The sequence below is a fragment of the Sphingobium sp. AntQ-1 genome (assembly GCF_028538045.1).
GTDB classification, from domain to species: Bacteria; Pseudomonadota; Alphaproteobacteria; order Sphingomonadales; family Sphingomonadaceae; genus Sphingobium; species Sphingobium cupriresistens.
Genome location: NZ_CP117159.1, coordinates 663,779 through 681,481 on the forward strand (window position 1 = coordinate 663,779; position 17,703 = coordinate 681,481).

At 65.6% G+C, this 17,703-nt stretch carries 15 protein-coding genes; all 15 read left to right on the forward strand.

Annotation, left to right across the window (positions count from 1 at the left end; genetic code table 11):
- Nucleotides 1-30: 30 nt before the first annotated feature.
- Nucleotides 31-1,713: a PQQ-dependent sugar dehydrogenase gene (locus sphantq_RS21990; RefSeq protein ID WP_272800383.1), complete on the forward strand. Its 1,683-nt coding sequence runs from the start codon at nucleotides 31-33 to the stop codon at nucleotides 1,711-1,713.
- A gap of 263 nt (nucleotides 1,714-1,976) precedes the next feature.
- Complete coding sequence (locus sphantq_RS21995; protein WP_272800384.1) at nucleotides 1,977-3,071, forward strand: glycosyltransferase family 4 protein; 1,095 nt, start codon at nucleotides 1,977-1,979, stop codon at nucleotides 3,069-3,071.
- A gap of 8 nt (nucleotides 3,072-3,079) precedes the next feature.
- Nucleotides 3,080-5,290: an amylo-alpha-1,6-glucosidase gene (locus sphantq_RS22000; protein ID WP_272800385.1), complete on the forward strand. Its 2,211-nt coding sequence runs from the start codon at nucleotides 3,080-3,082 to the stop codon at nucleotides 5,288-5,290.
- 146 nt (nucleotides 5,291-5,436) lie between these two features.
- Nucleotides 5,437-6,591: a bile acid:sodium symporter gene (locus sphantq_RS22005; protein ID WP_272800386.1), complete on the forward strand. Its 1,155-nt coding sequence runs from the start codon at nucleotides 5,437-5,439 to the stop codon at nucleotides 6,589-6,591.
- Entirely contained in the window at nucleotides 6,588-7,928 is a 1,341-nt protein-coding gene (locus tag sphantq_RS22010) for an AtzE family amidohydrolase (protein ID WP_272800387.1), read from the forward strand. Before sphantq_RS22005 ends, sphantq_RS22010 begins: the two co-directional genes overlap by 4 nt.
- Nucleotides 7,925-9,292: an NCS2 family permease gene (locus sphantq_RS22015; protein ID WP_272800388.1), complete on the forward strand. Its 1,368-nt coding sequence runs from the start codon at nucleotides 7,925-7,927 to the stop codon at nucleotides 9,290-9,292. Before sphantq_RS22010 ends, sphantq_RS22015 begins: the two co-directional genes overlap by 4 nt.
- The gene (locus sphantq_RS22020) at nucleotides 9,292-10,206 is read left to right on the forward strand and encodes a 5'-methylthioadenosine/S-adenosylhomocysteine nucleosidase (RefSeq protein WP_443021575.1); all 915 of its coding nucleotides are present in this window, start codon (nucleotides 9,292-9,294) and stop codon (nucleotides 10,204-10,206) included. The genes sphantq_RS22015 and sphantq_RS22020 overlap by 1 nt, the downstream gene beginning before the upstream one ends.
- The gene (locus tag sphantq_RS22025; protein ID WP_272800389.1) at nucleotides 10,206-11,783 is read left to right on the forward strand and encodes a gamma-glutamyltransferase family protein; all 1,578 of its coding nucleotides are present in this window, start codon (nucleotides 10,206-10,208) and stop codon (nucleotides 11,781-11,783) included. Before sphantq_RS22020 ends, sphantq_RS22025 begins: the two co-directional genes overlap by 1 nt.
- A complete protein-coding gene (locus sphantq_RS22030; protein WP_272800390.1) occupies nucleotides 11,777-13,012 on the forward strand; it encodes an allantoate amidohydrolase in 1,236 nt (411 codons plus the stop codon). Before sphantq_RS22025 ends, sphantq_RS22030 begins: the two co-directional genes overlap by 7 nt.
- Complete coding sequence (locus tag sphantq_RS22035; RefSeq protein ID WP_443021576.1) at nucleotides 12,996-14,249, forward strand: pyridoxal-phosphate-dependent aminotransferase family protein; 1,254 nt, start codon at nucleotides 12,996-12,998, stop codon at nucleotides 14,247-14,249. The genes sphantq_RS22030 and sphantq_RS22035 overlap by 17 nt, the downstream gene beginning before the upstream one ends.
- A complete protein-coding gene (gene puuE, locus sphantq_RS22040) occupies nucleotides 14,246-15,121 on the forward strand; it encodes an allantoinase PuuE (RefSeq protein ID WP_272800391.1) in 876 nt (291 codons plus the stop codon). Before sphantq_RS22035 ends, puuE begins: the two co-directional genes overlap by 4 nt.
- A complete protein-coding gene (gene hpxZ / locus sphantq_RS22045) occupies nucleotides 15,118-15,510 on the forward strand; it encodes an oxalurate catabolism protein HpxZ (RefSeq protein WP_066608100.1) in 393 nt (130 codons plus the stop codon). Before puuE ends, hpxZ begins: the two co-directional genes overlap by 4 nt.
- On the forward strand, nucleotides 15,507-15,962 hold the full coding sequence (gene uraD / locus sphantq_RS22050) for a 2-oxo-4-hydroxy-4-carboxy-5-ureidoimidazoline decarboxylase (RefSeq protein WP_066608097.1): 456 nt from the start codon (nucleotides 15,507-15,509) through the stop codon (nucleotides 15,960-15,962). Before hpxZ ends, uraD begins: the two co-directional genes overlap by 4 nt.
- Nucleotides 15,959-17,377, forward strand: a complete 1,419-nt coding sequence (locus sphantq_RS22055) for an FAD/NAD(P)-binding protein (RefSeq protein ID WP_272800392.1) — start codon at nucleotides 15,959-15,961, stop codon at nucleotides 17,375-17,377. Before uraD ends, sphantq_RS22055 begins: the two co-directional genes overlap by 4 nt.
- Nucleotides 17,374-17,703 carry a hydroxyisourate hydrolase gene (uraH, locus tag sphantq_RS22060; protein ID WP_066608750.1) on the forward strand — a complete coding sequence of 110 codons (330 nt, stop codon included), beginning with the start codon at nucleotides 17,374-17,376 and terminating at the stop codon, nucleotides 17,701-17,703. The genes sphantq_RS22055 and uraH overlap by 4 nt, the downstream gene beginning before the upstream one ends.

Here is a 17,703-nt window from a genome sequence, read left to right on the forward strand (position 1 = left end):
ATCGCCCCTGCTTTTCGAAACAGGATTTGCATGACGCTCAAAAGCCTTTTCCCTGTCGCCATCCTATGCGCTCTTGCCGCCCTTGGCGGTTGCTCCGATCATTTGGCCGCGCCTGAGCGGGCTGATGCAGGCTGCGCCGAATTGTCGGGCGGCCTGACGCTGCCGCCCGGTTTTTGTGCCGAGATTTTCGCCGACAAGCTGGGCCATGTGCGCCACCTGGTGGTGGGGGTGGACGGAACCGTCTATGCCAACAGCGCGCCCGACCGCGAAGACGGGCAGGTCGCATCCGGCCTGATCCTGTTGCAGGACCGCGATGGCGACGGCCGCGCCGATCATGTCGAGCGCCCTTTCCCCGGCCAGACCGGCGGCACCGGCATAGCCATCGATCGCGACAGACTGTTCTTGGAGGATGGCGATCATATCCTACGCTATCGGCTGGACGGCGCCACCCGCAGGCCCATGAATGCGGTCGAGCGGGTAGTCGTCGGATTGCCCGCCACCGGCGATCATGACAGCCACAGCATCGCCCTGCGCGCGGACGGCAGCCTGTTCGTCAACAGCGGGAGCTCCACCAATGCCTGCCAGATCGATAATCGACAAAGCGGGTCGCCGGGCCAGACGCCCTGTGCCGAAAAGACGCTGCGTGCGGGCATCTGGCGTTTCGATGCGGCCGGCAAGGAACAGCGCTTTGGGCCCGCCGCGCGTTTCGCATCGGGCATCCGCAACGCGGTAGGTCTCACCGTGGATGGTAAGGGGCGCGTGTTCGCGACCCAGCATGGCCGCGACCAGTTGCATGAAAATTGGGGTCATCTCTATTCGGCCATCCGAGGGCAGGAATCGCCGGCCGAAGAACTGATCGAGGTCGCGGCGGGCGCCGACTATGGATGGCCGGAATGCTATTTCGACCCCCGTGCCAAGCGCCTGGTGCTGGCCCCCGAATATGGCGGCGATGGCGGAAAGGCGATTGGCCCTTGCGCCGGGCGACGCGGGCCGGTCGCTACGTTTCCCGCTCATTGGGCGCCCAATGCGGTGATATTCTATGCCGGGACGCTGTTCCCTACGGCCTATCGGGACGGCGTCTTCATCGCCTTCCATGGCTCCTGGAATCGCGCGCCGGGGCCGCAACAGGGCTTCAACATCCTGTTCCAGCCGATGAAGCAAGGTCGTGCGTCAGGCGGTCCCATATTGTTCGCGGATGGCTTTGCCGGCCCTGAACGCGCCAGCGGCAAGGCAGACTATCGGCCGACCGGCCTCGCCATCGGGCCGGACGGCTCTCTCTATATATCGGACGACAGGCAGGGTCGTGTCTGGCGGGTCCGCTATCGCGGCGACAAGGCTGCGTCCCTGATCGCGGCCAAAGCGGCGGACGGTGGACTGCTGTCGGTCAGTGGAGGCGAGAGCGACGGACAGGCCAAGAACGCCGACTCCGCAAAGGTCGCGCTTGGCCGACGCCTTTATGCAGGGGAAATTGCCGGCGCGCCTTGCGCCGGATGCCATGGTCCCGCAGGCGAAGGTACGCCCGTAGGTCCGAATCTGATCGACCGGGAATGGTTATGGGGCGATGGTGGCGTGGCCGACATTCGCGCGACCGTCCTCAAAGGCGTGCCCCGCCCCAAACAATTCCCGACGCCAATGCCGCCGGGCGGTGGCGCAGCGCTGACGAACGATCAGGCCGATGCGATGGCCGCTTATATCGTCTCGCTGGCGCAGTAGGATCCACGATATCGTTGAAGCCCATAAAGCGGACATGGATGCCAGCCAGCTTCCGCTCGCCCCTGAAGGGCGCCGACCGACGCGCGAATTGCGCAGGCGTTCACATGCGCGCTCATTGCGCATCTTCATGACATGGTTGGCGGCCGGGATGGAGACGAAACATCGTTTGTTCATGAAACCAGTCCGTGCCTGAATGCTTGTAGCGGTACAGCCTACCGCAAGTCGGGGAACGGAGGCTCCACTCGTTAGAGAGGAATGCCTGCATGAAGATCGCGCAAATCGCCCCATTGGCCGAAAGTGTCCCACCCAAATTCTATGGCGGCACCGAACGTATCGTTTCCTACCTGACCGAAGAACTCGTCCACCAGGGGCATGATGTCACCCTGTTCGCCAGCGGCGATTCTCAGACACAAGCCGAACTGGTGCCGATCACCGACATGGCGCTTCGTCTTAATCCGGCCGTGTCCGACACCATTCCCTATCATATGATGATGCTGGAGCAGGTCCGCCGCCGCGCCGACGAATTCGACGCGCTGCACTTTCATATCGACATGCTGCACCTGCCGATGGTTCAGGACTTTATCGGACGCACCGTCACCACCTTACACGGTCGGCTCGACCTGCCAGACCTGCCGCCCTTTTACCGCGTCTTTCCCGATCATAGTCTGGTGTCGATATCCGACCATCAACGACTGCCCATGCCGCCGGTTAATTGGGGCGGCACCATATATCACGGCCTGCCTGCCGATCTGCTGGCGCCACGTTTGGGACCGGGCGACGATTATCTTGCATTTCTGGGCCGCATATCGCCGGAAAAGCGGCCAGACCGGGCGATCCGCATCGCGGCGCGATCGGGCCTGCAACTGAAGATCGCGGCCAAGATCGACAATGTCGATCGCGCTTATTGGGAAAGCGAGATCGCCCCGCTCGTCGAACATTATCCCAATGTCCATTATATCGGCGAGATCAATGAGCAGCAAAAGGCGCGGTTTCTGGGTCAGGCGAGCGCACTGCTGTTTCCCATCGACTGGCCAGAGCCGTTCGGCCTGGTGATGATCGAGGCCATGGCCTGTGCGACGCCGGTGATCGCCTTCCGCTGCGGATCGGTGCCCGAAGTGATCGAGCACGGCGTGTCCGGCTTCATCGTCGAGAGCGAAGATGAGGCTGTGGCGGCCATTGCGGCCTTGCCGCATCTCGACCGCCGCCGGGTGCGTGGCGCATTTGACGCACGCTTCACGGCGCAGCGCATGGCGACCGACTATGTCGCGCTATACCATGATTTGCCCGGCGCGCGGACGGACGCCGCCCGACTACGCCGGCAGCGGGGCGAAGACGCCGAATTGCAAATCGTCGCATAGGAGACGCCATGACGCAGATCCAGCCAGACACGCCCGGCATCGCGGGAGGACAGGCCCTGTCTCAGGCGCAAACTCAATTCTTCATCCCGGCGACAGCCTCGCTGCATGAACGCAGGCCGCGCACGCTCAAACATGGCGACAGTTTCGCCGTGTTCGACCATAGCGGTGACGCGATATCCGGCCCCGGCAGCCCGGAAGGCCTCTATCATCGCGACACACGACATCTTTCGCACCTCTATTTCACTGTCAACGACATGCGGCCGATCCTGTTGAGTTCGGCGTTGCGTGACGACAACGCCATGCTGACATGCGACCTCGCCAATCCCGATTTTTTCGGTGACGATGGACGGGTGGCGGTGGAGCATGACCTTATTCATTTGCGCCGCACCCGTTTCCTCTGGAAAGATGCGTTGTACGAGCGGATCACCCTTCGCAATTTTGATACGGAAACGCGCCAGATCAGCGTCGACCTGAGCTTTGCCGCCGACTTCGCCGACCTGTTCGAGATACGCGGCATGACCCGCTTGCGGCGCGGGGCGATGCGCGAGGCGCAGGTCGGCGCGGCGGACGTCCTGCTCGGTTATCTTGGACGGGACGATCAGGAACGACAGACCCACCTGCATTTCGATCCCATGCCAACCGAATTGACGGACAGCCATGCGCGCTTCGATGTCACAGTGCCGCCGGGGGCGCGTTGCGCCCTGTTCACCCGCATCTCCTGCAGCAAGATCGATGTCCGCGACGGATTGCCCAAGCAATTCCTCAAGTCCTTGCGCGAAGCGATGCAGGCGTTGCGATCCGCGCGTAAGCGCGGGGCGACCTTGCATTCGTCCAACGACCTGTTCAACGAAGTGGCGCGGCGGTCGGTCGCAGACATCTCCATGCTGTCCACCGATACCGAATTTGGCACCTATCCCTATGCCGGCATCCCCTGGTTCAGCACCGTGTTCGGGCGCGACGCCATCATCACCGCGCTCGAAACCTTGTGGATGGACCCTGCGATCAGCCGGGGCGTGCTGGGGTATCTGGCCGCGCATCAGGCGACCGGCTTCGATCCGGCGGCCGATGCCGAACCGGGCAAGATATTGCATGAGGTGCGCCACGGCGAGATGGCCGAATTGGGCGAAGTGCCATTCCGCCATTATTATGGCAGCATCGATTCCACGCCGCTGTTCGTGATGCTGGCGGGCGCCTATCTCGAGCGCACCGGCGACATGGCTTTTCTAAAGACGATCCTTCCCCATATTGAGGCGGCGCTCGCCTGGATCGACCTGCATGGGGACCGCGATGGCGACGGTTTCGTCGAATATGGACGCCTGACCGATCAGGGCCTGCAAAATCAAGGCTGGAAAGACAGTCATGATTCCATTTTCCACGCCGATGGGAGCATTGCGCGCGGCCCGATCGCCCTGGCGGAGGTCCAGGCCTATGTCTATGGCGCGTGGCGTACGGCGGCAGCGCTGTTCCGTGCGGTCGGCGACGATGTTCGCGCGGCGGATTATCGGGATCGCGCAGGTCAGTTGCGCGATCGGTTCGACGCCGCCTTTTTCGACGCCGCGCTGGGCACCTACGTTCTGGCGCTCGATGGCGACAAGAGGCCATGCCGGGTGCGATCATCCAATGCCGGACACGTCCTTTATACCGGGCTGGCGCGGGAAGAGCGCGCCGAAGCAGTCGTCCGCACCCTTATGGCGCCGGCGTCCTTTTCCGGTTGGGGGGTGCGCACGATCGCCTCGACCGAAAAACGCTACAATCCCATGAGCTATCATAACGGTTCAATCTGGCCTCACGACAATGCGCTGATCGCAAGCGGTTTTTCGCGCTACGGCTATCAGCGCGAGGCAGCGCAAATATTCGAGGGCCTGTTCGCCGCCGCGACCTATGTCGATATGATGCGGCTGCCGGAACTATTCTGCGGTTTCCCACGGCGCCGCTCTCAAGGCCCTACTTTCTATCCGGTCGCCTGCAGCCCGCAGGCCTGGTCGGCCGCCGCGCCACTGGCGCTGATCCAATCCAGCCTGGGGCTGCGTTTCGATGTGTCGGCAAAGCAGATTTCGTTTCACAAGCCTACTTTGCCGCATTTCCTTCAGAGCCTGACGATAAGCAGCCTGGGCATCGATGCGGCCAAAGTCGACATCGCATTCGATCGCATGGGCGATCAGGTTGTCGTTAAGCCGATGCCGCATGACAGCGGAGCGCAGATAGTGACGATCGCCTGAGCACCAGGCCCATTGTGACGAATAGAAATGATAGCAGGCCGCAATGCGCACGCGCGCTATCAACGCCTGGGCCGCTCTGTTTTTTGCAACGATCCGTTGAAGTCATTCTATTGGATCGGTAGGGGCAAGGCGAGCATAAGGCCGGCATGGCGCGCCCGACCCTTGCTATCCTGCGGATTGACCCGTTTCTCTTGTGGCTGGTCGCGACGGTCGGCGCAGCGTCGCTGTGGCCGGCCAGGGGGCAGGCCGCGGGCTGGATCGATATACTGGCCGATATCGCGATAGCGCTGTTGTTCTTCCTTCATGGCGCAAAACTGTCGCGCGCGGCGATTCTGCAGGGGGCGGGCAACTGGCGGTTGCATCTGCTGGTCTTTGCATCGACCTATCTGTTGTTCCCGGCCGCCGGCATCGCGATGACATCGCTGATGCGGGGCTGGGCCGATCCGGTGCTCATGTCGGGCCTGCTCTATCTGACCCTGTTGCCCTCCACGGTCCAGTCGTCGATCGCCTTTACCGCGATGGCGGGCGGCAATGTCGCCGCCGCCCTGTGCAGCGCGTCGCTGTCCAACCTGATCGGCATCCTGCTAACGCCGCTGCTCGTCACCTTGACCCTGAATGTAGAGGGACATGGCGGCACGGCCACGATCCATTCCGTCCAGAATATCGCCCTGCAACTGTTGGTCCCCTTCGTCGCGGGTCATTTTCTGCGCCCCTATATCGGCGGCTTTATCGACCGGCGTAAGGGGCTTTTGATGCCGGTTGACCGGTGCGCGATATTGCTGGTGGTCTATTCCGCTTTCAGCGCCGCCGTCGCCGGCGGCATATGGACGCAGGTCGGCGTAGGCGACCTGATGTTGCTGCTGGGCCTCAGCGCGCTCGTCCTGGCTATCGTCATGAGCGTGAATATGGGCGTTGCGCGGCTGGCCGGGTTGGCGCGCCAGGATGCGATCGTGCTGCTGTTCTGCGGGTCCAAGAAAAGCCTGGTGTCCGGCGTTCCAATGGCCGGGGCGCTGTTCCCCCCGGCGCAAGTCGGCCTGCTGATCCTGCCGCTGATGATATTCCACCAGTTGCAACTTCTTATTTGCGCGGCGCTGGCTGGGCGGTTCGCGCGGCAGGCTTCTGTCCTCATTTCGACACCTGCCCCCCCGCTGCCCCGCAGCGAAGCGGACATTCATCGGGCCGCGGACGCCATCGGCCTGCCGATCCCAGCCGCCTGTATGCCCGGCGTGGTCGCGAACATGGCGCTGCTCGATCATCATGCCGGCCTGTTGCTGGACCGGAATGAAGGCGCCGCGCCATGACGGGAGCCATGGCGATCGCCCAGTCCGTGCGCAGCGGTCAGCAATCCGCCACGCAGTTGCTCGACCAGTGCCTGACGGCGCTGGCGAAGGAAGCAGCGCCGCTCTGCGCCGTCACCCGCATTATGGCCGGCCCGGCGCGCAGGGATGCGGCGAGGATCGACGCGCTGGTCGCCGCCGGTCGCGATCCGGGGCCGCTGGCGGGCGTGCCTTTTGGCGTGAAGGATCTGTTCGACATCGCCGGCCTGCCCACCACCGCCGGATCGCGGCTCTATGCCGATGCGCCGCCAGCCACGCAGGATGCCGAAGCGATCCGTCGCCTGAAGGCGGCCGGCGCCATATTGGTGGCCAGCCTCAACATGGACGAGTTCGCCTATGGCTTTGCAACGATCAACGCGCTGCATGGCACGACCCGCAATCCGCATGACCTGACCCGCTTAGCCGGCGGGTCGTCGGGCGGGTCGGCGGCGGTGGTCGCGGCCGGGCTGTTGCCCTTTTCGCTGGGGTCGGACACCAATGGGTCGATCCGGGTGCCGGCCAGCCTGACCGGCCTTTATGGGTTGAAACCGACCCATGGCGCCCTGCCGATGACGGGCGTCTTTCCCTTCGCCGAAAGTTTCGACGATATCGGCCCGTTCACCGCGTCGCTGGCCGACATGGTGACGATATGGGAAGTACTGGCCGGCCGATCCGCGCAGGATGACGGCGCGCCGATCCGCCTCGCCCAGTTGGGCGGCCGCTTCGCCGAGAATATCGATCCCGAACAGAGCGCAGCGATCGACGCCATTGCGCCGGATTCGCCGGTCGTGACCGTGCCAGATATCGCCCGCGCGCGTTCCGCCGCCTTCCTGATAACGGCGAGCGAAGGCGGGCGACTGCACCGTGCGGCGCTGGCGCGCGATGCCATGGCGTTCGATCCGCAGGTGCGAGACCGGCTGATCGCCGGCGCGCTGTTGCCCGATGGCCTGTATGCGGAAGCGCAGGCGTTCCGCGCCAGATTCCGCGCCACCATGCTGGACTTAATCGCGCCTTATGACGTGCTGATCGCACCGGCGACGCCCTGCACCGCGCCGCCGATCAACGATCCCCGCATCCTGATCGACGGGGCGATGGCGCCGGCGCGCGCGGATCTGGGCATCCATAGCCAGCCGATCAGTTTCACGGGCTTCCCTTCGTTCAGCATTCCGCTCTATCGTCCGGGGCGGCTGCCATTGGGGCTGCAACTGATCGGCAAGCCGGGTGGCGAGCCGACCTTGTTCCGGCTGGCAGCCATGCTGGAGCAACGGGGCATCACCGGCGTCGCCATGCCGGGACATCCATATTCGGGGGACATCGCATGACGCCATCGCAGGTCGCGGATCACCATCCGCCAGAAGCGCCGACAGGCGGGCTGGACCGCTATTTCGCGCTCAGCCAGCGCGGCACATCGGCGCGAACGGAGGTGCTGGCCGGGATCACCACCTTCCTGACGATGGCCTATATCGTGCTGGTCAACCCGGCGATCCTGGGATCGACCGGGATGCCTGTCGCATCGGTCGCGGCGGCCACCTGCTTCGCCGCCGCCTTCGCCTCGATCCTGATGGGCCTGACCGCCAATGTCCCGCTGGCGTTGGCGCCGGGCATGGGGTTGAACGCCTATTTCGCCTTCACCGTGGTCGGGCAGATGGGCGTGCCATGGCCAATCGCACTGGGCTGCGTCTTCCTGTCCGGCGTCGCCTTCCTGATCCTGACGCTGACCGGCGTGCGGCAGTTGATCGTGGCGGTCATCCCCACCTATTTGTTCGCGGCGGTGGCGGGCGGCATCGGTCTGTTCATCGGCTTCATCGGCCTGAAAAATGCCGGGATCGTCGGGGCCAATCCGGCGACCTTCGTGGCGCTGGGCGACCTGAAAGCCCCCGGCGCCGCGCTGGCGCTGCTAGGGCTTTTGGTCATCGGCACGCTCAGCGTGTGGAATGTGCGCGGCGCGATGCTGATCGGCATCGTCGCCACCACGATCGTCGGCTGGCTGACCGGCATGGTGACGGTCAAGCCCGAACCCTATAGCCTGGAGGCGTTGACCGGCACCGCCTTTCAGCTCGACCTGCCCGGCGTGTTCGGCCTGACCGGCAGCCATGGCCTCGGCCTGCTGGAAATCCTGTTCGTTTTCCTGTTCGTCGACCTGTTCGACAATATCGGCACATTGGTCGCGGTGACGAAGCGCGCGGGCCTGATGGACGCGGCGGGGCGCATCCCCGGCCTCAACCGCATATTGATGACCGACGCGGTCGCCACCATCGTCGGGTCGATGGCGGGCACCAGCACCGTCACCTCCTATGTCGAGAGCGCGGCGGGCGTGCAGGCGGGCGGGCGCACTGGCCTGACCGCCGTCGTTACCGGCATCCTGTTCCTGCTGACCATGTTCGTCGCCCCCTATGCGCAACTGGTGCCGCTGGCCGCGACCGCGCCCGCCCTCATCATCGTCGGCGGCTTGATGCTGCTGCCACTGACGGAGGTGGAATGGGAAGACCCGATGTCGGCTATCCCCGCCTTCCTTACCGTGGCGATGATTCCGCTGACCTTCTCGATCGCCAATGGCCTGGCCTTCGGCATCACCGCTCATGCGGCGCTCAAAGCGCTGCGCGGCACGGCCACGCGCAAGGACTGGCTCCTGTTCCTGCTGGCCGGTCTTTTCGTCATTCGCTTCGTCTGGATGGGAGCAGCCTGATGCGATTCTTCGCCCTCGCGCTGCTGGCGCTCGCCCTCCCCACCCCGGCCATGGCGCGCAAGGCGGACAGCACGCCGCGCACCGTGGTCATGACCGCCTTCCTCCCCGAATGGGATGCGCTGGTAAAGTCGGTCGACAAGCCCAAGCGGCACCAGATCAACGGCATGACCTTTCTGACCGGCCGGATGGCGGGCAAGCCGGTGCTGCTGATGCAGAGCGGCGTGTCGATGGTGAACGCCGCGATGAACACGCAACTGGTGCTGGACCGCTTCACCGTGCGGCGGATCGTCTTTTCAGGGATAGCGGGCGGGGTCGATCCCGGCCTGTCGATCGGCGACGTCATCGTGCCGCAGGACTGGGCGCAATATCTGGAAGTGTCCTTCGCCCGCAAAAATGGCGATGGCTGGACGGTACCCGAAGCTGTCGATGCGGACGCGCCCGCCAATTGGGGCATGATGTTCCCGCGCGGCGTGCGCATCGGCAATGCGAACGAGCCGGTGAAGCGCCATTATAGCTTCGGCGTCGATCCCGCCTTGCTGCGACTGGCGCAGAAGGTGGCGGGCGACGTCAAGCTGGAACGCTGCGTCCAGAATGAGGGTACGGCCCCGGCCTGCCTGCCGCATGATCCCAAGATCGTGGTCGGCGGCACCGGGGTTTCGGCGGGCGTCTTCGCTGACAATGCCGAATTTCGCGACTATCTGAGCAGCGCGTGGAAGGCGCGCGTGCTGGACATGGAAAGCGCCGCGGTGGCGCAAGTCGCCTATGCCAATGGCGTGCCGGTCATCGTGTTCCGCAGCCTGTCCGACTTGGCCGGAGGTGATGCGGGCGAGAATCAGATGGTCGCCTTCATGGCTCTGGCGTCGGTCAACAGCGCTCATGTCGTGCGCGCCTTCGTCGCGGCGCTGCCCGACTGATGGCGCTTTCGACCGTATCTGGCCGACACGGCATGGTGACCGCGCCGCATCATCTGGCGAGCGCGGCGGGCCTCAGCGTGTTGCGTGACGGCGGCAATGCGGTGGAGGCCTGCGTCGCGGTGGCGGCGGCGCTGGCGGTGGTCTATCCCCACATGACCGGCATCGGCGGCGATGGCTTTTGGGTCATCCGCGAGCCGGAAGGGCGCGTTTATGCCATCCATGGCTGCGGCGGCGCGGCGGCCAAGGCGGATCTGCCGCTCTATGCGGGACTTGAAGCAGTACCGACGCGCGGGCCGCTGGCGGCGAACACGGTGGCGGGGACGATTTCGGGCTGGGCGGCGGCGCTGGAGAGCGGCACGCTGCCGCTGGCCCGACTGCTGCGCGATGCGATCGGCCATGCGCGGGCGGGCGTCGCCGTCACGGCGGGCGGCGCGGCCATCGCCGCGGCCAAGGGCGACGAGTTGCGCGGCCAGCCCGGCGCCTATGCGACGGTCTTCGAAGCTGACAGCCGTCCGCTGCGCGAAGGCGATCTGCTGCGCCAGCCCCTGTTGGCCGACACGCTGGAACGGCTGGCAACGGAAGGTCTGGACAACTTCTACACAGGGGCACTGGCCGCTGACATAGCCGCCGATCTGGAAGCGCTGGGCAGCCCACTGACCGCCGCAGATTTGGCCTCGCACGACGCCTTTACATCGACACCGTTATACACACGGATCAGCGGCGCGACCCTCTATAACAGCGCGCCCCCCACGCAGGGCTTCGCCTCGCTGCTGATCCTCGCCCTGTTCGATCGGCTGTGCGCAGAGGCCGTCGATGGATTCGACCATGTCCATGGGCTGGTCGAAGCGACCAAACAGGCCTTCCTGATCCGCGATATGCATGTCGGCGACCCGGCTTTCCACGATTATGACTGGCAGGGACTGCTGGACGATCCCGGCGCGCTGGATGCGCTGGCGGCGAAGATCGATCCGGCCCGCGCCCTGCCCTGGCCGCAGCCGCCACAATGGGGCGACACCTGCTGGTTCGCGGCGGCCGATGGCGATGGGCGGGTCGTATCCTGCATTCAGTCCACCTATTTCGAGTTCGGATCGGGCCTGGTGCTGCCGCGCACCGGCATCACCTGGCAGAATCGCGGCAGCAGCTTCCGATTGGCGGAAAGCGGCTGGAATGCGCTGAAGCCGGGCCGCAAGCCGTTCCACACGCTCAATCCCGCGCTCGCCTGTTTCGATGACGGGCGGGTCATGGCCTATGGCACGATGGGCGGCGAAGGCCAGCCGCAGACGCAGGCGGCCTTGTTCACCCGTTATGCGCGCTATGGCATGGATTTGCAGGAGGCGATCAGCGCGCCGCGCTGGCTGCTGGGACGTACCTGGGGCGACCAGTCGACCACGCTCAAGCTGGAAGACGGGTTTGACGACGGGCTGTATGCCGAACTGATCGCGGCCGGTCATGACGTCGAACAAGTCGGGCCAATCACCGCGACCATGGGCCATGCCGGGGCGATCGTGCGCTATCCTGATGGCAGGCTGGACGGCGCGACCGACCCGCGCAGCGACGGCGCGGTGGCGGCATGGTGAGCGGCGGAGCGAGAGCCGTCGCGCGATGCGATGCGCTGGGCGTCGCGCCCTATAGCGACATGGCGGACGGCCTGTATCGGGGCTATCTCACACCGGCCTATGCCCATGCGCAGGCGGCGCTGGCCGGGTGGATGGAAGAGGCCGGCATGGCCGTGCGGCGCGACCCCGCCGCCAACCTGATCGGCCGCTATGAAGGGCTGGACCCGGCCGCCCCGGCGCTGCTGATCGGCAGCCATATCGACAGTGTCAGGGATGCGGGGCGCTATGACGGGCCGCTGGGCATCATGCTGGGCGTGGAGGCGGTCGCGGCGCTGCACCGCGCCGGGCGTCGCCTGCCCTTCCCGATCGAGGTGATCGCCTTTGGCGACGAGGAGGGATCGCGCTTTCCCGCCGCCATGCTGACCAGCCGGGCGGTGGCGGGCACGCTGGCGGCCGAGGCGCTCGATCTGCGCGACGGCGATGGCCTTGCCTTGGCGGATGCCGGCGTCGATGTCCGCACCTATCTCTCCGCCGCGCGCCCGGCCGGCGCCACCCTCGCCTATCTCGAAGCGCATATCGAACAGGGGCCGGTGCTGGAGGCGCAGGGGCTTGCGCTCGGCACCGTCACCGGCATCGCCGCGCAACTGCGCTATCAACTGACGCTGCGGGGCATGGCTGGCCATGCCGGCACGACGTCCATGCCCTTGCGCCGCGATGCGCTGGCGGGCGCGGCGGAGGCGATGCTGGCGATCGAGACACTAGCGCGCGATGCCGCATCCGACCTTGTCGCCACGGTGGGGCGGATCGAGGCGTTGCCGGGCGCGCCCAATGTCATCCCCGGCGAGGTGCGCTTTACGCTCGACGTGCGATCGGGCGATGCGGGGCGGCGCGATCGCGCGGCCGAGGCGATGATCGAGGCGATTGCCGCCATCGCCGATCGGCGCGGGCTGGATTGGGCGACGACGCTGGTCCACGACCTGCCCGCCAGTCCGTGCGATTTCCAACTCATGGCGATCATGGATGCCGCTGTCGCTGCAACCGGACAGCCTGCCTTCCGCCTCGTATCCGGCGCGGGTCATGACGCGATGGTGATGGCGGCGCTGTGCCCGACCGCGATGCTCTTCATGCGCTGCAAGCACGGGATCAGCCATCATTCGGCCGAACATGTCGATCCAGCCGATGCCGACGCCGCATTGCAGGCTATGCTGGGCTTCATAGACAGATTGGGAGAGTATGTTGCCGCCGCTTGATGATCTTTTGGCTTCCGGCTTATTCGGCGAGATCGATCCGCCCCAGCGGCTGTTGATGGGGCCGGGGCCGGTCAACGCCCATCCCCGCGTGCTACGCGCCATGTCGGCCGATCTGCTGGGCCAGTTTGATCCGGAAATGACGGGTTACATGAATCAGGTCATGGCGCTTTATCGCCCGATCTTCGGCACGCAGAACCCGTGGACGATGCTGGTCGACGGCACGGCCCGCGCGGGAATCGAGGCGGCGCTGGTCAGCTTGGTCGCGCCGGGCGATACTGTGCTGGTGGTGGATTTCGGTCGCTTTGGCCTGCTGCTGACGGAGATATTGGGGCGCATCGGCGCGCGGATCGAAACGGTCGAAGCGCCGTGGGGCGAAGTCGTGCCGATGGACGCCATCGCCGCCGCGATCGAACGGGTGCAGCCCAGCGTCGTCGCCACCATCCATGGCGACACCTCCACCACCATGGCGCAGCCGCTTGACGGCCTGGGCGCGCTGTGCGCGGCGGCGGGCGCGCTGCTCTATGTCGATGCGACCGCGACGATCGGCGGCATGGAGCTGGCCGCCGATCGCTGGGGCGCGGACATCGTCACCGGCGGATTGCAGAAATGCCTGGGCGGACCTTCCGGCTCGGCGCCGATCACCATTTCCGATCCGGCGGCAGCGCTGATTCAGGGGCGCAAACATGTCGAGGCGGGCATCCGTCGCGACGACATCAGCGACGGCGCAGGCCCGCGCATCGGCTCCAACTATTTCGACCTCGCCATGATTATGGATTATTGGAGCGACAAGCGCCTCAACCACCATACCGAAGCGACGTCGATGCTCTATGCCGCGCGGGAATGTGCGCGGATCATGCTGGGGGAAGGGCTTGAGGCCCGCTATGCCCGGCATGAAGCCGCAGGGCGCGCGATGACCGCAGGCCTGCGCGCCATGGGGCTGACCATCTTTGGCGACGACGCGCATCGCATGACCAATGTGACCGGCGTCTTCATCCCGCAGGGCGTGGACGGCGAGCGCGTCCGCACGATGATGCGAAATGCGTTCGAGATCGAAATCGGCACCGCCTTTGGTCCGCTCCAGGGCCGGATCTGGCGGATCGGCGCGATGGGCTATAACGCGATGCAGCATAAGGTTCTGATCACGCTCGGCGCGCTGGAGGCCTGCCTGCGGCAGGAGGGGTTTGCGCTGCCCGCTGGCGAAGCCGTCCGCGTGGCGATGGAGGCGTGGGACGCATGACCTCGCCCCGTGACCTTATCGGCTATGGCGCGTCCCCGCCCGATCCGCGCTGGCCCGGTGGCGCGAAGGTCGCGGTGCAGTTCGTCGTCAATTATGAGGAGGGCGCGGAAAACAACGTCCTCAATGGCGACAAGGGCTCCGAAGCCTTCCTGTCCGAAATGGTGGGCGCGCAAAGCCATGCCGATCGGGCGATGGCAATGGAAAGCCTGTATGAATATGGCGCGCGCGCCGGTTTCTGGCGGCTGCACCGGATTTTCACGCAGCGCGCCCTGCCCGTCACGGTCTTTGGCGTGGCGAAGGCGATGGCGATGAACCCGGCCGCGGTCGAGGCGATGCTGGCGGCCGACTGGGAGATCGCCAGCCACGGCCTGAAATGGATCGACTATCAAACTGTGCCCGAAGATGTCGAACGCGCCCATATCACGCAAGCGATCGCGCTGCACACCAGCCTGACCGGCCGCCGCCCGCTGGGCTGGTATCAGGGTCGCACATCGCCCAACACCGCCCGGCTGGTGCGGGAAGAAGGCGGCTTCGTCTATGATGCGGACAGCTATGCCGACGACCTGCCCTATTATGATCGGGGTCAGTTGATCGTCCCCTACACGCTCGACGCCAACGACATGAAGATGGTCGCCTATAACGGCTTTACCGAGGGCGAGCAGTTCTTCCGTTATCTGCGCGACACGTTCGATCAGTTGCGGGAGGAAGGCGGGCGGATGATGTCGGTCGGCCTGCATGGCCGCATCGCCGGACGCCCCGCCCGCGCGCGCGCGCTGGCCCGCTTCCTCGATCATGTCATTGCATCTGGCGACGCCTGGGTCGCCCGTCGCATCGATATCGCCCGCCACTGGATGGAGCTTCACCCCGCATGACGATAGACGATCCCATATTGCTCGCCGAAATCACCGCCGCCTTCGCCGCATATGAGCGCGCGCTGATGGCGGACGACGTGCCCGCCATGGATGCGCTGTTCCACGATGCGCCGACCACCAACCGCTATGGCGTGGGCGAAGTGCTGTACGGCATCGAAGAGATACGGGCATTTCGCAAGGGGCGGGGCGGATCGCCGCAGCGCAAGCTGGGGAAGGTCGCGATCACCGTCTATGGCGCCAATGAAACCGGAGCCTTCGCCACCGCCGACGCTGAATTTTTCCGCGAGAATAGCGACCGGCGCGGCCGCCAGACGCAAAGCTGGGTCAAGTTCGCCGATGGCTGGAAAGTCGTGTCGGCGCATGTCTCGCTGGAGGGGAACACGCATTGACCGGCCCCAAAGAAGCCTTGTTCGAACATAGCCCCTGGATCGAGGCGCGGGCCGACGCGCGCCCGTCGTCCGGCGACCGCTGGGCGGACCTGATGGCGGTGGTCCGCGGCGCCAGCGGCGAGGAGCAACTGGCCCTGATCCGCGCGCATCCCGAACTGGCGGGCAAGGCGGCGATCGACCGGACGCTGACCGACGCATCGGCGGCGGAACAGGCGTCGGCCGGGCTGGATCGGCTGACGCCACAAGACTATGCGCGCTTCCATGCGCTCAACGCCGCCTATCGGGCGCGCTTCGGTTTTCCCTTCATCATCTGCGTGCGGCTGACCGACAAGGCGGGTATATTGGCGGCCATGGAAGCGCGTCTGCGCCACGAGCGGGACGAGGAGATCGCCACCGCCATCGCCCAGATCGGCGAGATCGTCCGCCTGCGCCTGAAGGATATGGCGGCATGAGTGGCCTGCCCGACCTGGAAGCGGACCTCGCCCGCCAACTGTCGCTGATCGGTTTCGGCGGCGCGGACTGGACCCGGCCGCGCGGCCATCCCGATGGTCCTGTTCATGACGTGGTGATCGTGGGCGGGGGGCAGAGCGGGCTTGCCGCGGCCTTCGGCCTGTTGCGCGAGCGCGTGTCCAACATCCTGATCATCGACGAAAGCCCGGCGGGTCTGGAGGGACCATGGGACAGCTATGCGCGGATGATCACGCTGCGCACGCCCAAGATGCTGAACCCGATCGATTTCGGCGTGCCTGCGCTGACCTATCGCGCATGGTGGGAGGCGCAGCATGGCGCGGCGGGCTGGGACGCGGTCGACAAGATCGCGCGCGGCGACTGGATGGCCTATCTGCGCTGGTATCGACGGGTGCTGGCGCTGCCGGTGCGCAACGATACGCGGTTGACGCTGATCGAGCCGCTGGCAGGTGGACTGCACCGGCTGCATCTGGACGGACAAGCGCCTCTGCTGGCGCGCAAGGTCATATTGGCGACCGGGATCCAGGGCGGCGGGCAATGGCACACGCCGGCGATGATCCGCGACGCCCTGCCCCGCCATCTCTACGCCCACACCAGCGAGCCGATCGACTATGCCGCGCTGGCGGGCAAGTCGATCGGCATATTGGGCGGCGGTGCGTCGGCCTTCGACAATGCCCATGCGGCGATGCGCCTGGGCGTGGCGGCGGCACATGTCTTCATTCGTCGGAAAAACCTGCCGCGGATCAACCCCATTCGCTTCATGGAGCGGGTCGGCTTCACCGGCCGCTATCCCGCACTGGACGACGCGACCAAATATCGGGTGATGGCGAGTTTCCTGGGCCATAACCAGCCGCCCACCAACGACACATTCGATCGCGCGGCGGCCTGGCCCGGTTTCGCGCTGCATCTGGGCGCGCCGTGGCTGGATGTGAGACAAGAAGATGGACAGGTCTGCGTGCGTACGCCGCAGGGCGAACAGATGTTCGATTTCGTGGTGCTATCGACCGGCCTGATCAGCGATCCCGGCCTGCGCCCTGAACTGGCTGGGCTGGCGCCGCATATCGCGCGATGGGCCGATCGCTTCACCCCGCCGCCGGGCGAGGGCAATGCGCTGATCGACGCGCATCCCTATCTCGGCCCCGGCTTCCAACTGCTGCCGCGCGATGAGGCGGGCGCAGCGGCGCTACACGGCCTGTTCGCCTTCAATTATTCGGCGCTTATCAGCCTGGGCCTCTCCGCCTCGGCGCTGTCCGGGTTGCAGACCGCCCTGCCCCGGCTGGTGCGCGGCGTCACCGACCAGCTGTTCCTGGACGACGGGGATGCGCTGGTCGCCGACCTGATCGCCTATGACGAAGCGGAATTTGTCGGCCAATGGCCGCGTCAGGAGGCGACGGCATGACCAGCCTGTCCACCCATGTTCTCGACACTGCTTATGGCTGCCCGGCCGAAGGCGTGGCGATCCGGCTGCTGTCGGCGCAGGGCGCGCTGCTGTTTGCAGGGAAGACAAATGCCGACGGCCGCTGTCCCGGCCTGCCGCCGATCGAACCCGGCCAATATCAGCTGACATTCGCGGTCGCGGCCTATTATCGAGCGCGCGGGACCATATTGTCCGACCCGCCTTTCCTTGACGTTATAACTGTCCAGTTCGGTGTCTCCGACGATGGCCATTATCATGTGCCGTTGCTGGTATCGCCCTATGGCTATTCGACCTATCGGGGCAGTTGA